This window comes from Bacteroides sp. AM54-2NS, from assembly GCF_003602935.1.
Taxonomy (GTDB): domain Bacteria; phylum Bacteroidota; class Bacteroidia; order Bacteroidales; family Bacteroidaceae; genus Bacteroides; species Bacteroides xylanisolvens.
On sequence record NZ_QTMZ01000007.1, the window covers coordinates 65,893 to 88,122 of the forward strand.

Annotated in this window: 13 protein-coding genes and 4 pseudogenes; 7 read left to right on the top strand and 10 right to left on the bottom strand. The window is 41.4% G+C overall.

Features of this window, described 5'->3' with window-relative positions; genetic code table 11:
• Positions 1 to 2: 2 nt before the first annotated feature.
• Positions 3 to 2,720 carry a DEAD/DEAH box helicase family protein gene (locus DXA05_RS06560; protein ID WP_128858937.1) on the bottom strand — a complete coding sequence of 906 codons (2,718 nt, stop codon included), beginning with the start codon at positions 2,718 to 2,720 and terminating at the stop codon, positions 3 to 5.
• A 262-nt stretch (positions 2,721 to 2,982) separates the two neighbouring features.
• Here DXA05_RS06560 and DXA05_RS06565 point away from each other — a divergent pair, with 262 nt between their 5' ends.
• Positions 2,983 to 3,417 carry a DUF6078 family protein gene (locus tag DXA05_RS06565; RefSeq protein ID WP_128858938.1) on the top strand — a complete coding sequence of 145 codons (435 nt, stop codon included), beginning with the start codon at positions 2,983 to 2,985 and terminating at the stop codon, positions 3,415 to 3,417.
• A 100-nt stretch (positions 3,418 to 3,517) separates the two neighbouring features.
• Here DXA05_RS06565 and DXA05_RS06570 read toward each other — a convergent pair.
• The 6 genes and pseudogenes from DXA05_RS06570 to DXA05_RS06595 form a co-directional block, all read right to left on the bottom strand.
• Positions 3,518 to 5,607, bottom strand: a pseudogene (locus DXA05_RS06570) (BT4734/BF3469 family protein).
• Between the two features lie 571 nt (positions 5,608 to 6,178).
• Positions 6,179 to 7,039 carry a hypothetical protein gene (locus tag DXA05_RS06575; protein ID WP_128858939.1) on the bottom strand — a complete coding sequence of 287 codons (861 nt, stop codon included), beginning with the start codon at positions 7,037 to 7,039 and terminating at the stop codon, positions 6,179 to 6,181.
• Positions 7,036 to 10,704, bottom strand: coding sequence for an ATP-binding protein (locus DXA05_RS06580; protein ID WP_128858940.1), 3,669 nt, complete (start codon positions 10,702 to 10,704; stop codon positions 7,036 to 7,038). Before DXA05_RS06580 ends, DXA05_RS06575 begins: the two co-directional genes overlap by 4 nt.
• A pseudogene (locus DXA05_RS06585) lies at positions 10,688 to 11,238 on the bottom strand (hypothetical protein). The gene DXA05_RS06580 and the pseudogene DXA05_RS06585 overlap by 17 nt, the downstream one beginning before the upstream one ends.
• Before the next feature lie 29 nt (positions 11,239 to 11,267).
• A pseudogene (locus tag DXA05_RS06590) lies at positions 11,268 to 12,463 on the bottom strand (hypothetical protein).
• Positions 12,464 to 12,532: 69 nt separating this feature from the next.
• Positions 12,533 to 13,762, bottom strand: a complete 1,230-nt coding sequence (locus tag DXA05_RS06595; protein ID WP_120145201.1) for an SEC-C metal-binding domain-containing protein — start codon at positions 13,760 to 13,762, stop codon at positions 12,533 to 12,535.
• A gap of 169 nt (positions 13,763 to 13,931) precedes the next feature.
• Between DXA05_RS06595 and bla the strand changes: the two genes are divergently transcribed.
• The 4 genes from bla to DXA05_RS06610 all read left to right on the top strand — a co-directional run bounded on the left by bla (position 13,932) and on the right by DXA05_RS06610 (position 16,961).
• On the top strand, positions 13,932 to 14,813 hold the full coding sequence (gene bla / locus DXA05_RS06600; protein WP_128858941.1) for a class A beta-lactamase, subclass A2: 882 nt from the start codon (positions 13,932 to 13,934) through the stop codon (positions 14,811 to 14,813).
• 77 nt (positions 14,814 to 14,890) lie between these two features.
• Positions 14,891 to 15,991, top strand: coding sequence for a GNAT family N-acetyltransferase (locus DXA05_RS06605; RefSeq protein ID WP_347812589.1), 1,101 nt, complete (start codon positions 14,891 to 14,893; stop codon positions 15,989 to 15,991).
• 32 nt (positions 15,992 to 16,023) lie between these two features.
• Positions 16,024 to 16,362: a GNAT family N-acetyltransferase gene (locus tag DXA05_RS28315; protein ID WP_347812590.1), complete on the top strand. Its 339-nt coding sequence runs from the start codon at positions 16,024 to 16,026 to the stop codon at positions 16,360 to 16,362.
• A 74-nt stretch (positions 16,363 to 16,436) separates the two neighbouring features.
• Positions 16,437 to 16,961 carry a hypothetical protein gene (locus DXA05_RS06610; protein WP_008021126.1) on the top strand — a complete coding sequence of 175 codons (525 nt, stop codon included), beginning with the start codon at positions 16,437 to 16,439 and terminating at the stop codon, positions 16,959 to 16,961.
• A 71-nt stretch (positions 16,962 to 17,032) separates the two neighbouring features.
• Here the strand turns inward: DXA05_RS06610 and DXA05_RS06615 are convergent, their stop codons facing one another.
• On the bottom strand, positions 17,033 to 17,707 hold the full coding sequence (locus tag DXA05_RS06615; RefSeq protein ID WP_049703233.1) for a MarC family protein: 675 nt from the start codon (positions 17,705 to 17,707) through the stop codon (positions 17,033 to 17,035).
• A gap of 159 nt (positions 17,708 to 17,866) precedes the next feature.
• Here DXA05_RS06615 and DXA05_RS06620 point away from each other — a divergent pair, with 159 nt between their 5' ends.
• Positions 17,867 to 18,847 (top strand): linear amide C-N hydrolase, encoded by a 981-nt coding sequence (locus DXA05_RS06620; protein WP_117684331.1) that lies wholly within the window; start codon positions 17,867 to 17,869, stop codon positions 18,845 to 18,847.
• 265 nt (positions 18,848 to 19,112) lie between these two features.
• On the opposite strand, the pseudogene DXA05_RS06630 reads toward DXA05_RS06620, so the two are convergent.
• Positions 19,113 to 19,576: pseudogene (locus DXA05_RS06630) on the bottom strand (MaoC family dehydratase).
• A gap of 120 nt (positions 19,577 to 19,696) precedes the next feature.
• A complete protein-coding gene (locus tag DXA05_RS06635; protein WP_008651245.1) occupies positions 19,697 to 20,224 on the bottom strand; it encodes a GDSL-type esterase/lipase family protein in 528 nt (175 codons plus the stop codon).
• A 119-nt stretch (positions 20,225 to 20,343) separates the two neighbouring features.
• Here DXA05_RS06635 and DXA05_RS06640 point away from each other — a divergent pair, with 119 nt between their 5' ends.
• Complete coding sequence (locus DXA05_RS06640) at positions 20,344 to 22,161, top strand: RluA family pseudouridine synthase (RefSeq protein WP_128858942.1); 1,818 nt, start codon at positions 20,344 to 20,346, stop codon at positions 22,159 to 22,161.
• The last annotated feature ends 69 nt before the right edge of the window (positions 22,162 to 22,230 follow it).

The following is a 22,230-nucleotide window of genomic DNA, read 5'->3' on the forward strand; positions in this document are numbered from 1 at the left end:
TTTTATGCTACTTTTCTATTATAAATTAAAAACTGAGATAATGAAACAATAGCCTCATTCACCGCTGCTATAGTACCAAACTTACGTATCATCTGAAGCGCTATTGTTTTATCATCTTCCTTTATTTCTTTTATTGTACAAGAACCATTCGCTACAATATAGTTCACAATCTGACGGATAGTATTCTTTTGAGCCTCAGTCATTGTACGCTGTATCTGCCCACACCACAATTCAAAACGTTGGGCAGCCATTGATGACAGGCTACGAAGTTCTGTCACCTGATGATAAGCATATCTGACTAACTGAATAATATTAGTCAAAGCTTCTTTTTCTTCTTTCGTCCCAAAATGTACTACACTGGAAGGGTTAATAATAGAATATGTATTCCATAATTGGGAAGGATTAAACTTGTAATTCTCCATTTTCATCCGATTCTCCAAATCCTTAAGCATTGCATAAGTGATAGGTTCTCCGTTATTGTTATAAATAATACGTAAAGCCTCTATCTCATCCCTGTGTTCATTTACATATTGTTCAAACGCCTGAGTCGTGTCATGAGCTTCCTCTATGGAAAATCCTTTCTCAATCAATGTATCTTCACCAGGCATTAAAATTGTAACAAATCCGGCGTTCAGAATACACAGATATTCACGGGCATCGGGATGAATAGCGAGAGGACGTACCAAGCCTTTCCGTTCGTTATTCGGTTCGTTTATATTCACATATTCCGGCAACAGATTATTATCCAAAGCTTCATATATATGAGATGCCATATCCCGCATATCTGTACCAGCCAATCTTATAAACTCATTCCTCTGTTCTTCATTTGCCTTATTATGTATTCTTGACAGACGGCTAGCCAACAATCTCAAATGTTCATCCGGCAGTTCACCATGAGAGATACGTTCTAAAAGTTGCCTTAAAGACAACAATGTTTCAGCATTGTTTCCCACTCCAGAAGTTGTTACATAATGCTCATGTTCTGTTACTCCCACTGCATCGACTAAGAAAAACAAATCTTTACTATGAGCATTTGGAGTAACATTACGAAGTTGCTCATCACCAATTGTACGTACTCCCCTACCTTTCATCTGAGTATAAAGAGAGTCAGACTCGACATCACGCATAAACATCACCACTTCCAAAGGCTTCACGTCTGTTCCAGTAGCAACCAAAGTCACAGTTACAGCAATGCGGAACTCCTTATCATTACGAAAATGACGTATCAATTCATTACTATCTCCAGCCGAATAAGTGATTTTCTGCACAAACGTATCATCTTCACGTCCAAAGACTTCCTTCGCTATTTTAACAATATTACTTGCATGAGCATCATTCAAAGCAAATATTAATGTCTTAGGTAAATAGTCAAAATTAGGTTCTCTTTGGGGATCATTAAACATTTCTGTATAAACCGAATCTCTATATGTCTCTAAAATCAACTTTATTTGAGCAGGATTAATAATACTCCTATTCAGTTCCCGTCTTGTGTAAGTAGTCGTTTCCTGTGTTTCGATATTTTCAGTTTTACCTGTATAGCGGGTTATTTTACGTACTTTATCCCCCTCGCGAATTGCACCGCCATCTTCGGTTACTTGTGTTTTAATACGGAACACCCTATAATCAACATTGACACCATCAACTATTGACTTTTCAAGAGTGTAGTTCACTATTAAGTTGTTATTAAAGAAGGCTAATGTTTCAACAGCAGGAGTAGCTGTTAACCCAATCATTTTTGCAGAACTAAAATATTCAAGCACACTTCGCCAACTACCATAAATAGAGCGATGGCACTCATCAATAATTATCAAATCAAAGTAATCCGGGGGCAAGTTAGGATGAACCGGCAAATTCATATTTCTAGTGCCGTCGACAACATAATCCGCTTCATTATCATCATCTATAAAATCGTCTCCGGACAATAAAGAAAATAAACGCTGTATAGTAGAGATAACAACATTGGCATCATTTGGGATTTTCGCGGTTTTCAATCTTTCTACCCCAAATATGGTATTAAACGGATCACCATTTTCTGTCAAACGGAATGTTCCAAATTCTCCTTCTGCCTGTTTTCCAAGATTATTACGGTCAACAAGAAACAAAACCCTCTTCATTGAAGTGAAAGCCAACAAACGATAGGCAGCCAAACATGCGGTATAAGTCTTTCCCGCTCCCGTAGCCAAAACCATCAATGCACGATCATGCCCGCTACGAAAACTATTTTCTAATTTTGTTATCGCTTCATACTGGCAATCCCTTAATCCTTTCCTTTTTAAGGTTGGGAGTCCTGCAAAATCATCTTTAAGTCCTAATAGTTTTACTATTTCTTTAGGAGAATGAATTTTATTCAAAGAAATATATTCAGAATCAACGTCACGAGTATCTCTGAATAACAGTTCCCTTCCATTTGACAAATAAACTAAAGGTAAAGGATTCATCCAAGCCTGACACCAATGAGGTACACCTCTAGTATATTTTTCAGCCTGGTCTGCCACAAATTCAGAATAAATTGACACAGATTCTTTCTTTGCTTCCAATACGCCAACAGCTTTACCATTTAAAAAAAGTAAATAGTCAGCTTCACGATTACCTTTCAGCAAGCCTTCCTCGACTGCTATAGCAGATACTTCAGGAGAATAATGATTTCTATCAACTACTTCCCACCCCGCATCATTAAGCATACGGTCAATTATTATTCGAGCCTTTTCTTCCGGTTTCATGTGTGTGTCTTTTTTTGTAACTTCCGATAAGGCTATATTATCGGAAGTTACAAAAATAGGTAAAAATATAGAATATGAGAAAGAAATGGAGATTTTTTGATACATCACAACACAATTTCTCTATAAAAGATTCTTTGCATATCAGTAATATTTGTCCAAACGTTTCCCATTCCCAAAATAAAGCCCTACTTTTGTGAAGAATATTTTCCCGTATATTAACGTATTAACAATAATATCTCACAAATAAAATAAACCCTACAAGATGAAAGAAAAATCCGACAGCCCGTCTGTCCCCTACAATTTCTCCCGGTGTTTCAACGCTCAATGTCCACAAGCCTCCAAATGCCTGCGTCACATAGCTACACAACTTGATACAGCCGACAACCTATATATCACTATCATTAATCCGGCACGTTATCCTGCGGATGGGAATCAGTGCGAATGTTTCAAGACTGCTGTCAAAGTTCATGTGGCATGGGGACTTAAACAGTTGCTTAACAGAATCCCCTATGAGGATGCAGTCAGTATCAGAATACAATTGGTAGGACACTATGGAAAAACGGGATATTATCGATTCTATCGTGGAGAACGGGGGCTTATGCCTAAAGACCAAGCCTACATCAGACAACTATTCCGCAATAAAGGGATAAAAGAAGAACCAACTTACCAACGCTACACAGAAGAATATATTTGGTAAGTTGCTGTCATCTGTCACAGTTCAGGGGTTAATAGCTTAGTAATGAACCGATAAGACTGTGACAGCAAGAGGTGACGGCAGGGTGATGGCATTTTTGCCGTCACCTGGTTATTAGTCTTACAACATGATAGAGTGTACCGCTACGCGTATGTTTGGAAGGTATTTCTTGCTTTTTCAGTATTCTTCCGAAGGATTAACCCTCTTGACAGACATCGGGATTGAACTGCCTTTTTGAATATCTTCCATAATCTCCGCTGGAGACAACCACTCCCCTTCTTCAGGCTGTGCGGCACGGAAATAACGGAAGAAAAGTTGCTCTTCCGGCGGGACTTGTTCAAATTCACGGTTGTTTTCCACCATGATCTTTTCTTCCTCCTGGTCGAACCAGTAACGTTCGCCATGTTCCAGTTCGTACATAGCTTGTGCGTAAAGCTGCTCATAGTCTATCGGACGGTTGGTGTCAATCACTCCGGTCACTTCGATACAAATAAAACGACGACTGCCGGAAGGGTCGGTCAACAAGTCTTTCTGGTTACTTGTAGCTATGAATGAGGCGTACCGACGCATTTCAAGCACGGCACTGCCATGAGGTTTCTTCACATTCAGTACAGGCTTTTGCAGAATATGTTTCAGAAAGCCTTGTTGTGTCGAACTCACCTGGTCAAATTCATCGATATTGATAAGCGCAAAACGATTGAGGTAAAGTTCGGCATCTTTCTTTCGGGAGAAATCAATGCTGTCAGTATAGTAGGAACGCTCGGAAGGAGGCATTATGCTCCGGCAAAAGGTGGATTTACGTGTTCCTTGCGGTCCGACGAGTAAGGGAGAAACACTGTTTGCATACTTTTTATTGCTTCCTTTCCAATGAGAAACCATATTGAGGAACCAACGGTGGAACAAATCCATCCAATACGGATTCTTACAAGGGACGGTGGCTGCCAATGCACGAATACGGTCTTTACCGTCCCATGCGGGAAGCCGGTAGAGAAAATCTTCCAACGGGTTGAATACAGGGACGCGGTTGGAGTAAATATAACGACTAATATCCCTATCCCACAACGGGATACCTTCCATTTGTGCATCCAAAGCAATGCTGTTCAACGCACGTTTGTCGAGAGGATTGAAGCGGAAACGGAAAGAAAGCCTTTCACGATATTCTACCTCACCAATTTGGGTGTTATGACGGAATTCATAGCGGCGTTTCATAAATTCTTCAGTCTGCAAGGCGAGTTGCTGCTCTTTGCTTAGGCTGATATTCTTGCCGAAGCCTTTGCACTCGGTATATATATTGCCAATCATTTGCCGGATAAGCTCTTCTTGTTTATACATATAGAAGTGGAAAACGGTACGTCTCACGACTTCTTCTTGCGGAAGTCCCGAAGCAAAACAGTTTTTAGCCAGTTGGACGACTAAAGGATGCCATGTGTCTTCGCTCAATTCGAGTCCCGCTTCCCGGAGATCGGCATACGCTTTCCGAAAAGCGGCTTCGAAAAGCATCAGGAAGGCATTTTCCGCATCATATCCCGGTACGGCACGGGTTAATGGAGATTTCTCCGCCTGAACCGCTTCACGGAAAGTGGTTTCTTCGGGCATTGATGATGGTTGAGAGAGATAAAATTGGACTGAATCCGGACGATATATGATATCCGGATCGTGGGATAATCGCGAATATTGTTCCAAAGTCGGTTCTTTGGGAAGTACATCGAATGGGATCTGGGGCTGATAACATTTCACAGCCAATCGATAAGCATGGGCGTGGAATAATTCCGCTTCTTCCCGTGTATTGGGAAGCGAGTTGTCCGGTCGGGTAAAGGTAGTCCATATTTTCACCGTTTTGCCACTTGAACCCATGAAAGCACAACGGGTTTGCGGTTGCTCGCAGGCTTTTTGTTTCACTAAAGCTATTTCCGACTTATTGGATAAGGGACCGACAGTTAGTTCTACAATACCGTTGTAGGTTTTCATCTGTTTCTGACCGTTTACTTTTCGGAATTCGGCGGCAGGAATTATTTGGGGAAGTTTATCGGCAAACATACACCGTTCATCGGAAAGGGTATATCGCAGATGCTCTCTGAATGTAGAAACAGGACGGGATTTTATTTCTGTCTTTATCTTATTTACCAGTATATCAAGATCCATTACGCTAAGCGCTATCGTATCTTCGTTCCTACGAAATTGAGTAATTTTCATTAATTTGATAATAATTTGTTTTGTCAGCGTCTTTGTGATCGTTGAGACTGCTAAATTAGTCATAATATCCGAAACCGACAAGGAAAACAAGTTTTTAATACAGAAAATTATTGATATATCAAGCATCTCTTTAACCGAAAGAAACGGGATTGCCACCGCCGAATCACGGGGCAAATTAGTTTTCCCTGCTTGAAACTACAGTTCCAGCTAAGGGAAACTGTAGTTTCATCGGTGAGAAACCAATGGTTTCAAGCAATTGGAACTATAGTTTCAAGCGTATGAAACTAAAGTTTCGCACCTTGAAACTGTTGGTTTCAAGGCAGGACACAACTCATAAGTACGAGGATAATAAATTAAACAACTAATCCATTGATGGCTGATACTATTTATTTTCGAGCAGCGTCTTTATTTTGTCTTTGTTTTCTAGGTGACAGCATTATTGCCATCACACTGCTGTCACACTGTGCTGTCACACTATTAAATACTTATACTCTGCAAGTTAGATTATAATCCGTGACAGATGACAGATATATTTTATTTTTTATTTCATAGAGATGCTGATATGACTAATTTAATACTTTATATATCCTTCTTGTTCATACGCTTTCCCATATTTATGAATCATTGCCACCAACGGCCTTAAACGTGCGTCAGAAACCAACATAGCCCTATAACGCAAATACTGATTATCATAAAGCTGCCGGTTTCCGTCCTTGAGGCGTTTCTCCACATCCGCAGGAATGAAAAATTCCGCACGGTTGCCCAATTTGACATAGAATTCATTTAAAAAGATAGAAATGCCAGCCAAATCTATGTCTCCGAAATGAATATAACGATTGGGAATTATCTTTAGCCAGTTACACAAATCCTTCGATTGCGGATAACGGGACACGAAAAGAACTTTCATTCCTTCAAACAAGTACTTTTGGGCACGGATATGCTGAAAATTCTCTCCATTCTCTATACCCACTACTACAACATCTTCAGGAATACGGAAATATTCGTAATCCTGCATGAAAATAGAAGTGCCTTGCAAAGGAGAAAGCACACATGGTTCGCCATGAAACGTAGCTTCTATAGGCGTATAACAATTAAGGAGAAAACCTTTGAACGTACGGGTATATCTCAATTTAGAGTCCCCCGCCTTCGCCACTTGCTCCGAACGTGACACTTCATCCGGACAGTTCTTCATCTCAATCCAATCTTCCAGCTCCATGCCGGAAGTATAATTCTGGGAGATGTAGATACGGCATCCTTCCGGGTCAATCATACGAAAACTACGCTTACTCCCTCGGGGAACAATAGTGATGATTCCCTCATCCATTAATCTATTTGCTATCAGTCCATCAAACTTTGTGTAAGGTATGAGCTCACCGCCCAGCATTTTCAGAACCAGCCTCGCCATTGCCAATGTAAATAAACTGCCACTCATTTTTCTATCTTATTATAGGTTAACAATGGGACAACCTGGGTATTTGACCGCCCGTCTTTACTCAATAAATAGGTATAACGATAATCTTCCACATTGTAAGTAGTGGGAGAACTGTTTACCAACAAAATATTCCGGCAATTGGCAAAGTCCAAAATACCTTTCACATTGTTGGGGTGTAACTTGCCTATTTCATCCATCATACAATGGATTTTAAAGTCACCAAACTTACGTGACGCCTTTTCTTTGAATACATTAATCAGCATGATATTGACCATGGCTTTCACCAGAATGTCCGTACCGTCGGAACCTACATTGGCAATCTTCTCCACCCATCCCGTGTCATTATCATTCTCTTTCACGCGGAACTCCAGTTTGAATGTATCGGCAAGCGCCAACCGCCTGCGTCCCGGATCGTCGAGCAGGAATTTCATAAACGACAACAAATGCCGGACAGCCACCGCATTGACATCTTCACGGGAATCCTGCGAGAACAAGTCAACCTTTCCCATATTATATTGGTTCTCATCGCTAAACCGTTTAATCTCCAGCAATAACTGCATCAGTTTATCGCTGCTCTGAAGCGGGCGAAGAGCTATTTCCTTTATTACTCCGGCAAAATTCCGCTTGACAAAATCGTCGTTGATATCCTTTATTGTTCTGTGTATCTCGCTTTCATTACGGGTCAGTCCTCCCACTTCCTGCGAAATCCGGCGGATTATATCCGTATACCGTTCACTGATATGTTTCTGATAATCGGAAATCTTATCATTATCCACAAACTCGCACAGATTGGAAGCGAAATCATAGTAATCCTGTTCTCCAACCAGTTCCGTACGGAAATGAAACGTGTTTTTTGACGAGAAGTTTCCATTGAACTGCGTCACCGCTTTCTTGAATTCTTCTGTTTTTCTGATAGTGGATACGATGAGCGACTTCAACTCTTCCACAATAACATCGCAATTTTTCCGGGTAGGCTTCTCTCCTATTTCTGTCACAGAAGGCGGACAGAAAGTTTCATCTTTCCGGAACATATCCACTTTATTCAATCCATCCTCCAATAAGTGCAATTCCTTGTTAATCCGGTCGAGGTGCTCGTCCGCCCCTTTTTTCTGAACCTGCAACTTCTCCTTTTTCAGAGCGAAACGTTCGTCCAATGCAACTAGCTTCGCATCCTGTTCTTTCTTCCGGCTTCGCGTAGCAGGTTCTTTATCAAACAGTTCCTCCTTGTCTCTTTCATAATAAAGAACTTGCGGGCGGGATTTACCTATATAATCTAATTCTTTATTTATTTCGGCAAGCCTGTCATCATACTTGCGGATAGTGACCGTATCAGCACCCTTTCCATTCAATTCATTCTCCTGCGCCTGCTTCAATTCCTTTTTCCGCTCCGCAGTTTGCTGTTTCATCCGCTCTATCTCTTGCTGAACGCTGGCAACAAACTCCTCCAGTTCCTTCCGGAGTTCCGTCCTGCTACCATTATACACTTTCCGGCAAGCTTTCAACAGTTTTTCCCGTTCCGCCAAATGCTTCTCCTTCTCGCCTTCCGCCACATAAAGACGATGTCCGATTTCATTCAGTTGCGCCTGTAATTCTTCGGTACATCCTCTTTTCCATTCCTCTTCCTTCGTCTTCCATGAGGCGTAATCAGCCTGCAAATTCTTCAATTTTGCAGGAATCTGCATTCGCTCGGCTTCCATCAGATGTTGTTCTTCCAAAATACTATGTATTTGCTTCGAATACTTCTTCTCCAAAGAAGAAACAGCTTCCCCCTCTTCTTCCGTCAGTCGGGTGAGACGGTCGGTACAGAGTTGCCGGGCTGCTTGTTGCCTATCGCGCTCCTGCTTCATTTCCTCGGGAGTGCGGACAGAACGCTCGATTGCTGTCAGATTGAGTGAAACGCCGAACAAAGTAGCTTCCTTATTCACTAATTGAGGTTGCAGTTCATTGTTGTACAACACCAGTTCCTCATCCGCCACCTTGCCTATCGTCTCCTGCCAATCCGGTTTGTTCTTCTCCAGCCATTCGCACAACGAACCTTTTCGTTTCTCAATCAGGGCGTCCAATGTTTGTAACTGTTCTTCAATCGCGCTCCGTTCTTTACGAACGGTCTCCATCTTTGCCTGAAATTCCCATTTCAATTCTTTCACTTTCCATTCACACTCCTGCCTCAACTGCTTTATTTCTCCTTGTTGCTGACGAATATTAAGTTCTAGTTCCTTGTCCTTTTTGCGCAGTTCGTTGATGCCGTCTTCACAATCGGACATTTCCTTTTGATGGGGATGTTCGTATTTCACCTTTTGAAGTTTCAGGTTACACTGTGCCTGTTCATCGCGCAACTGCCGGATACGATTATCCACAGTCTGCACTTTCTCTTCTTGCGTTGCCCTTACTTTCTCTTCTTCCACACGAAGTTGTTGCATCAATTCCTCCTGCTTGCCGGCAATCTCCGCATTCCGAGCATTTATCCGTGCTTGCTGGCTATTCTCAAAAGTACGGAAATCAGCTTCCAGTTTCTCAAACAACAATCGGTACTTGCTCAATACATCCTCATAAGCCCTTGTCAGTTCCGATTTCATATTCCGGACTTGTTCAAGTTCCTGAATCAGTAATTCTTCGCAAGATACCCGTTTGATGATTTCTTCAATCTGCATCTGCTCGTAATGCAGACGTTTCTCACGTATCTTTTTGAGCAAATCGTTTATTATACCTATATCCCTAATCAAGCCATCACGCTCATTGGTGTACTTTTGTTGCAGTTCACCCATAAGCCGCAGCAACCGTTCACGTTCCGTCTCGGCTTTAGCCTGTTCTTCCTTCACTAACGGAATCTCATGCAAAGCCTGTTTCTCCGCAAAGTTAAGCTCCGCACGCCCTTCACCAATCTGCTTTTGAGTATAAATCAAGTCACGATAGGCGTTCATTACTTTCTCCGCCATCTTCCGGACAGGCACTTCTCCATTCTTGTTCTTTGTAAACCAAAGCATCACGTCCCTGTATTCCTGCTCGAATTCCTTTATCTGGCTACGATAGAAGTCCAAATCGACAGAGATATCCTCATCACTCATCGAACGGATAATGGTATCTTTTATAAAGTCAGCATCCAGTTTGGAATTTAAAAAGACGTTCTGTATCGTACGGGGAATATTCTGATATTTTGCACTTTCCACAATGGCAAACTTGCGGTAAGGTATCATTTCATGCTTGCGGTTATTACCGAAAATAATGTCCCGATACATTTCATAGCTAGTCACTTGTGCAGTAATCTGAATCTTCGAACCGATATGTTCGCGGATGCGTCCCCACTCGGAATGTACCACATTGTGTTCGTCAATGAACCAGTCCTGTTGGAATGGCGCATCAATAAAACGGAAAAACACCCGTCCCTGGGATTTGGCAGCTACCACACAATATGCCCCATTCTCCCGCATCACCTCATAGATAATGTAAGAATTGGCGTATGGAAAGTAAAAAGCATCGAAGCTTTTCTTCTCCTTCGGAATGCCTAGTCTTAGTTTGTCAGCATTATAAAAGAATAGGATGGCACGGAGCAGCGTACTCTTACCGACACCTTGCGTACCTATAAAATGTACGTTCCCATCCAACTTCACTTCCGCATACGGAATATGGGCACTGTTCAGAAAAATAATCTTATTCAGGTATCTCATCTTGCACCTCCTCTGAAATTGTGATACAATCAACCAAGTCCTCCATATAATGGAAAGCCGACAATACTTTATATGTCCCGTCAAGTTCGTTTTCTTTCTCTATCAGTCCTATACTCTCCAGTTCTTTCAGCAGTTTGCCGACTACTTCATCATATTTCTTCTTATCCGAGAACAGTTTGGTTGCCTTTTCTTTCAGTTCGATATCGCATCCTATCTGAATCTCAATATCAGCAGCACGAAACAGAAAGCCCGGGCCGAATGCCGAATGATAGGTTTTCAGGAACTCAAGTAATCAATCCACTTCTGAATTGCTTCCAGTTTACGTTCCAAATCGACTTTCGATTCCTTGCGGGTAAAGTAGTAATAACCGTCACCGCCTTCCAGATAAAAACCGATGCCTTTGTAGTAATCATAATAATCGGGCAAATCTTCCTCAATGGCATCATACAAGCGTTTCACTTGGGTAGAGACACTATTGGAAGAAATGAATCCCCCTTTGCTAAGTATATTAAATATCTCTTCAGTATATTTCATAGTCATCTGTTTTTAGCATTCAGCATACATCATTTGGCATATATTAAAGGGTATTCCACTTCATCGGAGATTTCATAAGTATCCGTAAAGCGAAGTTCGTCGGCATACTGTGACGCCAATTGGCAGAAAAAGATTAATTTCTCTCCACGTGTCACCTCTTTCCGGTAGCGATAGTTCATCACAAAAGAGAACAGGTGGGTGCTGGACGCCATAAATGAATTATGCACTTCCTGCAAGTTTACGGTATCTATCATTTGCGACTGCCCATCCAGGTATCCTTCCGGAATGCATCTGCCAGTTGTTTCATTCCTTTCGGAGAATTTTTCTGCCGCGCGACAAGTTTCTTCAAAATCTGAAAAGCCTCATCGGAAGTCCGTAGATTATCAATGGAAAGCTTGATGCGATAACCGACCTGCGGCTCCATCCAGACAGGATTTTTTTGTGCGGCAACAGAACGGATACTGGTATGTTCTTCCAACAGAAACTGATCTTTCAAATACTTCAGTTTCTTTACTTTCTCGAAAATACGATTCTGATAGTCAATGAGATTCAGGTAATGGATAATTTGCTTCTGGATTTCAATCAGATTGTGATATGAATCGTTCAGCTGAAGTTTCACGTCACTAACTACATTCCGCATTTGTACGTCCATCGCCACCCGGAAGAAAACAGGCTGTCCGTAGTCTATCAATTCCTCACTTTTACGGATCAGCAGAGCAATATTATTCCGTTTCTCATCAAGCCGGACGAGTTTGGTTTTCTTTATCTTATAATTCGGTTCGTTCTTATAAGTATTATCCATGTTCCTTTTCAAGTCCATCACATTGCGGACTGTAGTCAGAGCGATGTTTTTCAGGCAGCGTTTCACTTCACGCTGGTAGTTGTATTTACGTTGTTCGTTATTCTCTTTCAAGTAATAGTCAATGTTTTCATTCAGTCGTGTCAGGTAATCCTGCACGAAAGATACATTGATTTCTTCATTTACTTCGAGTACATCTTCAAAGAATTTCAGATAAATATCCTCCATTTCAAGGAAGTCGCCAGTGTCCCGGATAACTCCATAGTCTATCAGATAGCGGATACGCTCTTCTTTGTACTCTGTCATTTCAAGCGCATAATCGTAGCGGAACGAAAGAGATTTCCGTTTAGCAAACATTTCTTTCAAGAGTTCTTTCTCTCGGTCGAGACTCTTGACCAGTTCTTCTATGGAACGAAAAGTACTCATCTAATTCACTGTTCTTCCAAATTCATAATATGTCTCATTGCAGGATATTCTTCCACAATCGTCCTTTTCTTAATTATTTCTTCCACAACACTTTTTATACTTCTTCCCGCTTCCACAGGGACAAGGATCGTTCCTTCCGACCGTGTGTCCGGAAGGCATGCCACGAAACAGATTGTCTATCCTTGCCTGCATTTCCGGAGTAATGTCCATACCGGCAGCTTCCATATTGGGACCTGCAACAATGCGGGGAGGATTCTTTTTTAATTTGTCTTTTTCAAATAAAACGAATGCTTCATCCGAAGAATAACCTTTCAAGAACCAACGGGGACAATGATTCACATAATCCATAAATAGTTCAATGGCCTCTTGCAGTTCCTGCATGGAAGAAAGTTTGTGGCTAATCATTGAAGTAATAATAGACATTGAATTTTCTTCCGTTTGAGCAGTAAACCACAAATATGCCAAACTGCTATTCGCTTTTTCCTCCGTATATCCCAGTTTCTTCATCATATACTCCTTCAATTCATCCCAACACGGATTAGGAATGATACTCAATGGCATCATGCCCGCTGAAAAGGCTTCCTCTTTAGAAAACTTCTTCCTGTCCGGTATATCACGGCGCAGATACAATTGCTCCTCCAAAGATTCAAAATCATCCAAAAAAGGAGACTCTATGTAAAGGTTTGTATTATAACCATCTTCCACTTCAAAGGTTAGTCGCTGTATCAATGCCGAATTAGCCAAACTGTCAGCTATTTCTTCTTTTGTCACTGAATGCTGCAAATAGCCTACCAGTATATACAATAAGTCCGAATAAGAGAGAAAACCATATAAATTTACGATTCCACAGGCATACTGTTCTATCATAAAACGAACAGATTGCTTTTGGGAAGTCAACAGTTCATTCAGATAAGGAGCTACTGCCTCACGCAATTCATCGCAGATCATATAACGGACTTTACTCTCATCCATGTGACTACAGTCCGTTGCTATGAAAGAAAGAGTTTCCAAAGTAGTCACCAAAAAAGAATTTGTACATTCTACGTAACTACCAGATCCCGCTTTCACTAACTTATCAAGTAATGCCAGTTCATAATGCGTCAACCGGGAAAGCCACATTTCAGGACAGGTCAAAACAGCTTCTGCAAAATAAGTTACATACTCATCCTTGTGCAACTTGGTAGGAACAGGTAAAAGCAAAATTTTCGCCATCCTCTTTAATTCCTCTTTTGTATTCATCTTCAAGCCATCCACCAATTTCAATGACGGCTGAAACAATTCCGACTGACATTTTAACATAATATCTATTCACTTATTGATTAATTCACAAAAGTAGGAATTTCTTATCCGACATCACTATTTTGGGATGAGAATTTGCAAAGGCAATTACTATTTATACCTTTGTGACTTCAATAGAGAATGTGACTTCAATAGAGAATTAGTAACCCGTTAAAAGAGGAAATTGATTATGCGTTCATTCATAGTGCTTCTTTGTTTAGTACCCACCCTCCTGCTTGCCCAACAAAGCAAACTTGAAACACAGTTGAAACAGGCAATCAAAGATAAGAAAGCTGAAATAGGGATTGCCGTTATTATTAACGGAAAAGATACAGTAACTGTCAATAATGACATTCACTACCCGTTGATGAGCGTATTCAAGTTTCATCAGGCGTTGGCATTAACCGATTATATGGGAAAGAAAAAACAATCACTAGACACCCGGTTGCCAATCAAAAAATCAGATTTAAAGCCGGATACTTACAGTCCGCTGCGAGATAAATATCCGCAAGGAGGAATTGAAATGAGTATTGCCGACCTGTTAAAATACACACTTCAGCAGAGCGATAACAATGCTTGCGATATTCTTTTTAACTATCAAGGTGGTCCGGAAGCTGTGAATAGGTATATCCATTCATTAGGAGTTCGGGAGTGCGCCATCGTTGGAACAGAAACAGCGATGCACGAAGACTTGAATCTGTGTTATCAAAACTGGACCACTCCGTTAGCTGCTGCCGAATTATTGGAGATATTCTGTAAGAAACCCTTGTTTGCAAAAGTGTACAAAGACTTTATATATCAGACAATGGTGGAATGTCAAACCGGGCAAGACCGTTTGGTTGCTCCGTTGCTTGATAAAAAAGTAACCGTAGGTCACAAAACCGGAACGGGAGATCTTAATGCGAAAGGACAGCAGATTGGTTGTAATGACATCGGTTTCGTTCTTTTACCCGATGGACGTACTTATAGCATAGCTGTCTTCGTGAAGGATTCTGAAGAAAACAGTCAGGCGAACAGTAAGACTATCGCTGATATTTCCCGCATCGTTTACGAATACATAATACAGCATTAAGAACGACACAAAACACGTTCGGTACGAATCAGGATTGAAACAAAGTAAAAAGTAATAGGAATTAAAAATACATTTATATGAAACTGCATCATATTGCCATTTGGACCTTCCGGCTGGAAGAATTAAAAGAATTTTATGTCCGTTTCTTCGGAGGAAAAAGCAATGAGAAATACATTAATCCCAAGAAAGGATTTGAGTCATACTTTGTCTCTTTCGGAGAGGGAACTGACTTGGAACTCATGAGTCGTACAGACGTACAAAACACCCCCATTGAAGAAAACAGGGTCGGACTGACACACTTTGCTTTCACCTTTCCCAGCCAGGAAGAAGTATTACGTTTCACCGAACAGATGCGTTCGGAAGGATATACCATCGCCGGTGAACCGCGTACTTCGGGAGACGGATACTTTGAAAGTGTTGTGCTCGATCCTGATGGAAATCGGATTGAATGTGTATATCAGGAAATAACAGGAGGAGGAGAAGGAAAAGGGGAAGGAAAAACAGAAACAGCAATCGGAGCTGAAACTGAAGTTGGACCGGAAGCTGAAGCTAGACCAAACACCGAAACAGAAAGTATTCATTCCGTAACGCTCGATACAGAACGCTTGCTTCTCCGCCCTTTTGAAGAAGAAGATGCAGAAGCATTTTTCGCCTGTTGCCAAAACCCAAATTTGGGGAACAATGCCGGATGGCCGCCCCACCAAACATTGGAAGAGTCCCGCCGTATACTCCATTCCACATTTATTAATCAGGAAGGTATATGGGCAATGATACTAAAAGAAACGCAACAACTGATCGGTTCCGTAGGAATCATCCCCGATCCCAAACGAGAAAACCCACAAGTGAGAATGTTGGGTTACTGGCTCGACGAGAACTATTGGGGCAAAGGATATATGACTGAATCAGTGCAAGGCGTTCTCAAATACGGTTTTGAAAAATTGAAACTAAGCCTCATCACTGCCACTTGTTATCCACATAATAAACGTTCACAGAAAGTACTGAAAAAGAACGGTTTCATCTATGAAGGAACCCTCCATCAGGCAGAACTGACTTACAACGGAAATATCTACGACCACCAGTGTTATTATCTCCCCGGCATCTCCCAACCTACTCCGGAAGATTATGAAGAAATCCTCCATGTATGGGAAACGTCCGTCCGTCACACGCATGATTCCTGACGGAAGAAGATATCCAGTTTTACAAACCACTGATGCAGGAACATTATCTACCAGTCGTTGAACTTTTTGTTATCCGCAATGCCAACGGAAAGATTGCCGCTTTCATGGGACTAAGCAACGAACTGATCGAAATGTTGTTTGTACACCCTGACGAGCAGGGAAAAGGATACGGCAAACGATTAATAGAATACGCAAGAGACAAAAAACAGATGGATAAAGTAGATGTCAACGAACAGAATGAAAAGGCACTCCAATTCTATCTCCATCTGGGATTCCAGATCATTGGCAGAGATGAAACGGACAGCATGGGTAAACCTTTCCCCATTCTTCATTTACAACTGCCGGAAGCCAATCCCGGTAACAGAAATTAATATCAAACAAACATCAGTTGAGTAAGTGCCCCCAAGCAATTGTTGAGCTAATTTAATGATAAAAGAAAAGAAACATGAACCTACGTGCCAGATTATCCGAACGTGTACACATTGAAGATATCAAAGAAGTACTCCATTTCATACAGGACGACAAGCGTCTTAGAGAAGAAGTCTACCAGTTGATATTCGACGAAGACCACATTGTTTCCTATCAGGCATTGTGGGTATGTACCCATTTCTCCAAAGCAGATGTAGAATGGTTGAGCCAACGACAGGACGAGTTGATTGACGCCGCCATGACCTGCCCACATTCGGGAAAGCGGAGAATGATTCTGAACCTGATATGCCAGCAACCTGCCGCCGACCCGCCACGAGTGGATTTCCTCGATTTCTGCATGGAACACATGATATCCCGTGAAGAACCAGCCGGTGTGCAATCTCTCTGCATGAAACTGGCTTATCAACTGACGCGCTCCATCCCGGAACTGCAACAGGAATTACGTACCATGCTGGAAATCATGGAACCGGACTTACTGGTTCCTGCCATCCGCTCTGTACGAAGAAACACCCTAAAGGCTATGAAAGCAAAGAAAAATTGATTGTTTTTATCACTTTCATTTCAATAAGTACAAATACGTATTTAGCTGTCAAATAAGAATATACCTATCAATCAGAGTATATTCAGATGGAATATTTGAGATATACCCGTCACTGAAATCTGAATACCGATACAGAAAGTAAAAAAGGCTACGAGCTTATTAATGATTTGATTTCCCACAGGTCCCAATTTCTGAATGAACCTCTGTCCTTGCGAAAGAAACACATAGAAGATAGCCGCCATACAGATAATGACAAGCGCAATGACCAAATAATTAATTCCGGTTTGCAATAGTTTGCCTTTGACACTGGCGGACGCCATCAAAGTAAAGATGACCGATATGCTACCCGGTCCGATACTGATAGGAAACGTGATGGGATAAAAAATCTTCTGTTCGATATTCTTCCATCTGAAACCATCTACATTCTGACTGGCTTCTCCTTTATCAGTAGAACCCGAATCGCCCAACAACTCCATTGCCGTCTTACAGATCAGTATTCCACCTCCCAACTGAATAACGGGAATAGCCAAACCGAAAATCAATAGAAACAGATGCCCTATCACCAACGTCCCTACACCAATCATTATAAAATTGAACGTCAGTTTCTGAATAGCCGCTTTCCGCTGTTGAGGATCGAGATCTGTAAAAAATCCATTGACAACAAAACCGTTTCCCAGAGGATTTATCACCGGAAAAAGCGCCATAAACGATGACGAAAATATAATGAGAAGATTACTTAATGACATAATACCTGTTTTTTTGATACTTTATTAATATCTGATACTTATCTAAAACATAAATGGAACGTTATTGTTTTGAGAATATGTTTTTGCGGAATGAATTCGCATCCGTTGGATTCCCTGTAAAAGCAGCTTATAATAAACCTTTAACTAGAAATTAAAATTATGTGTACAAGAGTCGTTTATTCGGGAAAGAATGGAATGGTGGCAACCGGCCGGTCTATGGATTGGAAAACAGAAATGCACAGTAATCTTTGGGTATTTCCCAAAGGTATGGAAAGAAATGGAGAAACGGGAAGCAACTCTTTGAAATGGACTTCCAAGTATGGCAGTGTGGTAACTTCGGCTTTCGAGATTGCCAGCACAGACGGGATGAATGAGAAAGGTTTGGTAGCCAATCTATTATGGTTGCCCGAAGCAGAATATCCGATCAGGGATCAAAGCAAACCGGGACTTGCCATTACTGCATGGGTGCAATATATGCTGGATAACTTCGCCACCGTAGACGAGGCCGTGGCCGCCATTGATGAAAATACTTTTCAAGTAGTATCGGATATGATGCCGGATGGCTCCCGCCTGGCAACCCTACACTTATCCATTTCTGATGCAACAGGTGATTGTGCGATATTCGAATATATCGGTGGAAAGCTGACTGTCTACCACAGCAAGGAATACAAAGTGATGACCAACTCCCCAACCTACAACAAGCAACTGGCACTGAACGAGTACTGGAAATCAATAGGCGGATTGAGTTTCCTGCCCGGAACCAACCGTCCATCCGACCGTTTTGCAAGAGCCAGTTTTTATATCAATGCCCTGCCCCAAACAGATGATGTGAGAATAGCCATAGCAAGCGTATTCAGCGTTATCCGAAACACTTCTGTTCCTTATGGCATCTCTACTCCCGAATTTCCGGAGATTTCCACCACACAATGGAGAACGGTATCGGATAGTAAAGATCTGCTCTATTTCTTCGAATCGAGCCTGACTCCCAATACGTTCTGGGTAAATCTTCGGGAAATCGACTTGTCAGAAGGGGCTCCGGTACTCAAATTATCTATCGCCAATGGTGAAACTTATCACGGAAATGCAACCAAAGACTTTAAACCGGCACAGCCGTTCAGATTCATGGGAGTAAAGGGGTAAACGGGAATGTACATAAACTTATGCTTACTGATAGCCCAAATAAAAATCGTTGTAGGTATTCACGAGAAGTCAACGTCAGCCCCCTGATTGGCGTGGAGAAAATTAATACAGAAAAGACTGATATATAAGAGATTGATGCAGAAAAGAAATAGTGACGGTATCCGCTTGCGATAGTGACGGTATCGTTGTCATATACCGTCACTATCCTTATCGGATACCGTCACTATCACAAGTAGATAGAATCTGTGTCTTTTTCAGCTTATTATTAATTGAAATAATAAAGGAACACAGCAATTCCTTCAAGTGCCTTTTTCGGTTGGTCTTTTATTTCGATAGCAAACTTGATTTCCGCTTTTGCCACACCACGCAGATTAGTCAGCGAGTGCAAAGTAGTCACCAGACGGATGCTCTGTCCTGACAGTACAGCCTGACCGAATTTCATTTTGTCCATACCGTAGTTAATCATCATTTTCAGGTTATTCACCTGGATAATCTGATTCCACAAATAAGGAAGCATGGATAATGTCAGGTAGCCGTGAGCAATCGTGCTATGATAAGGCTGTCTACTTTAGCACGTTCCGTATCTACATGAATCCATTGATGATCCAGCGTTGCATCAGCAAAAAGATTGATACGTTCCTGCGAGAGTTCCACATAATCGGAAACACCTATCTGTTGGCCTACTAGTTTTTCGAATTCTTCGTACGAATTGATAATTACTTTTTCCATAAGTCTTATCGTTTTTATGGGGGTTATTTACTATTAAATTGGGGACAAAAATAGGAAAAATAAACTGATATGCCACCATATTTATAAATAAAAGCAAGGAATGAAGTATTTAGGTATGTTTTACAAACCGGAAGCCTGTTTCAGTGCTTCTGTCAGAATACTGTACCCCTTACCATTCAAATGTAAATCGTCGAGAGTCAACTCCGGATTCAGCCTGCCATCCTGCAATAAACGATTGAATACGTCCAGATAGACAATATCTGTTCCCTGCAATTTTTCGTGTATCTTCCGGTTAAGGATCTGGATAAATTTATTCACAGCCGTACTGTAATCATCGTAATCATTACGCGGAAAAATACAGAAAAGATATGTTTTCAGTGAAGGGACGGCAAGAACCGCTTTTACATAACGCTCTACATATTCATCTATATTTTCATCGTTCAACTGATAAATATCATTAGTTCCGAATTGAACAACGACCTGGCAATCGGAAGTGTCTACCGCAAAAGACTCCACATAGGCCAGCCCTTCACCGGGAGCACCATAGTTCAGACATTCCCATTGTGGGAAATAGATATCCAGTGCCCAAAAAGCCATGTGACTGTTGCCAAGAAAGGCAAATTTTGGTTTTTCTTCTATCCTATCCATACAAATTCATTCAAACGTCCACGTTATCTCACTCAAACTCTCAAACAAATATAGAATAAAATTCGCGGATTTACGTTACTTTTGCAAAGGTAATCACATTCATTCATATATATAAACCGATGATACATTTTTTCAAGAAACCCGTTTCTCACCTTGCGTTGCCGGAGAAATTCACTTATCCTTTCCATTATACACCTCATCCATTGTGTGTGTTGGCTGCGGAAGAAGTGAAAGAATATATTGCAAGCCGGAAAGAATGGCAAGAGGAATTGGCTTTCGGAAAGATGTTTGGAGTGTTGATTGTGCAAACGGACAACGGAATAACAAACAACGAAGAAAATCAGATTGGTTATCTTGCAGCTTTCTCCGGCAATCTGGCCGGAAAGAATCTGCATCCTTATTTCGTTCCTCCTGTTTATGACCTATTACAACCAGAGGGATTCTTCAAAATCGAAGAAGAACAGATTTCTGCCATTAATAACCGTATTCGTGAACTGGAAAACAGTAGTTCTTATCTCGATTCAAAAGAGAAATGGAAGATAGAAACGGAACAGGCTAAAGCTGTTTTGAATCAAGCAAAAGCGGAGCTTAAAATGGCAAAGGAGGCGAGAGAGATTCACCGCCAGTCATCTCCGGAGCTTTCCGAAGAAGAACAAGCCTCCCTGATTCGGGAAAGCCAATACCAAAAGGCGGAATACAAACGACTGGAAAAGGAATGGAAGAAACGATTGGAAGAGCTCGAAACGGAAGTCAGGCACTTCGATATTGAAATAGAGCGATTGAAAACCGAACGAAAAGAACGTTCGGCAGCTTTACAAAGAAAATTATTCGAGCAGTTCCGGATGCTAAACGCCCAAGGAGAGGTGAAAGACTTATATACTATTTTTGAGCAAACGGTTCAGAAAGTTCCTCCTGCCGGTGCGGGTGAATGTGCTTTGCCTAAGTTATTGCAATATGCGTATCTTCATCAATTAAAGCCATTGGCTATGGCTGAATTCTGGTGGGGCGACTCTCCTAAAAACGAAATCCGGTATCACGGATATTATTATCCTTCCTGCAAAGGAAAGTGTGAACCGATCCTGCAACACATGTTGCAAGGATTGGAGGTAGACGAAAATCCACTGCTGAATCCTGTTCATGAAGATGAAGAACTGGAAATCGTGTTTGAAGATGAATGGTTGCTGGTAGTCAATAAACCGGCAGGGATGTTGTCCGTTCCGGGAAAAGCAGAGGACAGAGATTCAGTCTATCATCGTTTGAAGAAGAAATATCCCGAAGCTACCGGCCCCATGATTGTACACCGGCTCGATATGGCTACTTCAGGATTATTGCTCGTTGCCAAAACAAAAGAGGTACATCAGGATTTACAGGCACAATTTGCAAACAGAAGTATTAAGAAACGCTATGTGGCGGTGTTGGATGGGGTGATAATAAAAACAGAGAAGGAGACAAAGCCAATAGCAGAGAAAGCTATATTAATAGCAAAGGAAACTGTATCAACGAAAAAAACAGCAAAAGCAGAAAGAACAGGAAATACAGGAAGAATCGAACTCCCTCTTTGTCTGAATCCTCTCGACCGCCCTCGGCAAATGGTCAGTAGCGAACATGGGAAAGAAGCGATTACAGAATATCAGATCATCAGTGAATCTGAAAACACTTTCAACGAATCAAACAGGATTGATGAATCAGAAAGGAGTATCAATGAGTCAAGAAAATACACCCGGATTGTCTTCTATCCATTGACCGGACGAACACATCAGTTACGAGTACACGCCGCCCATCCGGAAGGCTTGGGATGCCCCATACTTGGAGACGAACTCTACGGAAAGAAAGCAGACAGACTATACCTCCATGCCGAATATATAGAGTTCCGCCATCCCATATACGGAAACATTCTCTGCATACAGAAAGAGGCCGATTTCCATAAAAAAATATGATTAAGCCATGAACCAAATTCTTTTTGAAATGTATATAGGGGTAATTACTAATTTTCAAAAAGAACCTGA

What these genes read in the sequence shown, in the direction of transcription:
- DXA05_RS06560 (WP_128858937.1), bottom strand. Translation starts at nt 2,720, where the DNA reads ATGAAACCGGAAGAAAAGGCTCGAATAATAATTGACCGTATGCTTAAT.
- DXA05_RS06565 (WP_128858938.1), top strand. Translation starts at nt 2,983, where the DNA reads ATGAAAGAAAAATCCGACAGCCCGTCTGTCCCCTACAATTTCTCCCGG.
- DXA05_RS06575 (WP_128858939.1), bottom strand. Translation starts at nt 7,039, where the DNA reads ATGAGTGGCAGTTTATTTACATTGGCAATGGCGAGGCTGGTTCTGAAA.
- DXA05_RS06580 (WP_128858940.1), bottom strand. Translation starts at nt 10,704, where the DNA reads ATGAGATACCTGAATAAGATTATTTTTCTGAACAGTGCCCATATTCCG.
- DXA05_RS06595 (WP_120145201.1), bottom strand. Translation starts at nt 13,762, where the DNA reads ATGTTAAAATGTCAGTCGGAATTGTTTCAGCCGTCATTGAAATTGGTG.
- bla (WP_128858941.1), top strand. Translation starts at nt 13,932, where the DNA reads ATGCGTTCATTCATAGTGCTTCTTTGTTTAGTACCCACCCTCCTGCTT.
- DXA05_RS06605 (WP_347812589.1), top strand. Translation starts at nt 14,891, where the DNA reads ATGAAACTGCATCATATTGCCATTTGGACCTTCCGGCTGGAAGAATTA.
- DXA05_RS28315 (WP_347812590.1), top strand. Translation starts at nt 16,024, where the DNA reads ATGCAGGAACATTATCTACCAGTCGTTGAACTTTTTGTTATCCGCAAT.
- DXA05_RS06610 (WP_008021126.1), top strand. Translation starts at nt 16,437, where the DNA reads ATGAACCTACGTGCCAGATTATCCGAACGTGTACACATTGAAGATATC.
- DXA05_RS06615 (WP_049703233.1), bottom strand. Translation starts at nt 17,707, where the DNA reads ATGTCATTAAGTAATCTTCTCATTATATTTTCGTCATCGTTTATGGCG.
- DXA05_RS06620 (WP_117684331.1), top strand. Translation starts at nt 17,867, where the DNA reads ATGTGTACAAGAGTCGTTTATTCGGGAAAGAATGGAATGGTGGCAACC.
- DXA05_RS06635 (WP_008651245.1), bottom strand. Translation starts at nt 20,224, where the DNA reads ATGGATAGGATAGAAGAAAAACCAAAATTTGCCTTTCTTGGCAACAGT.
- DXA05_RS06640 (WP_128858942.1), top strand. Translation starts at nt 20,344, where the DNA reads ATGATACATTTTTTCAAGAAACCCGTTTCTCACCTTGCGTTGCCGGAG.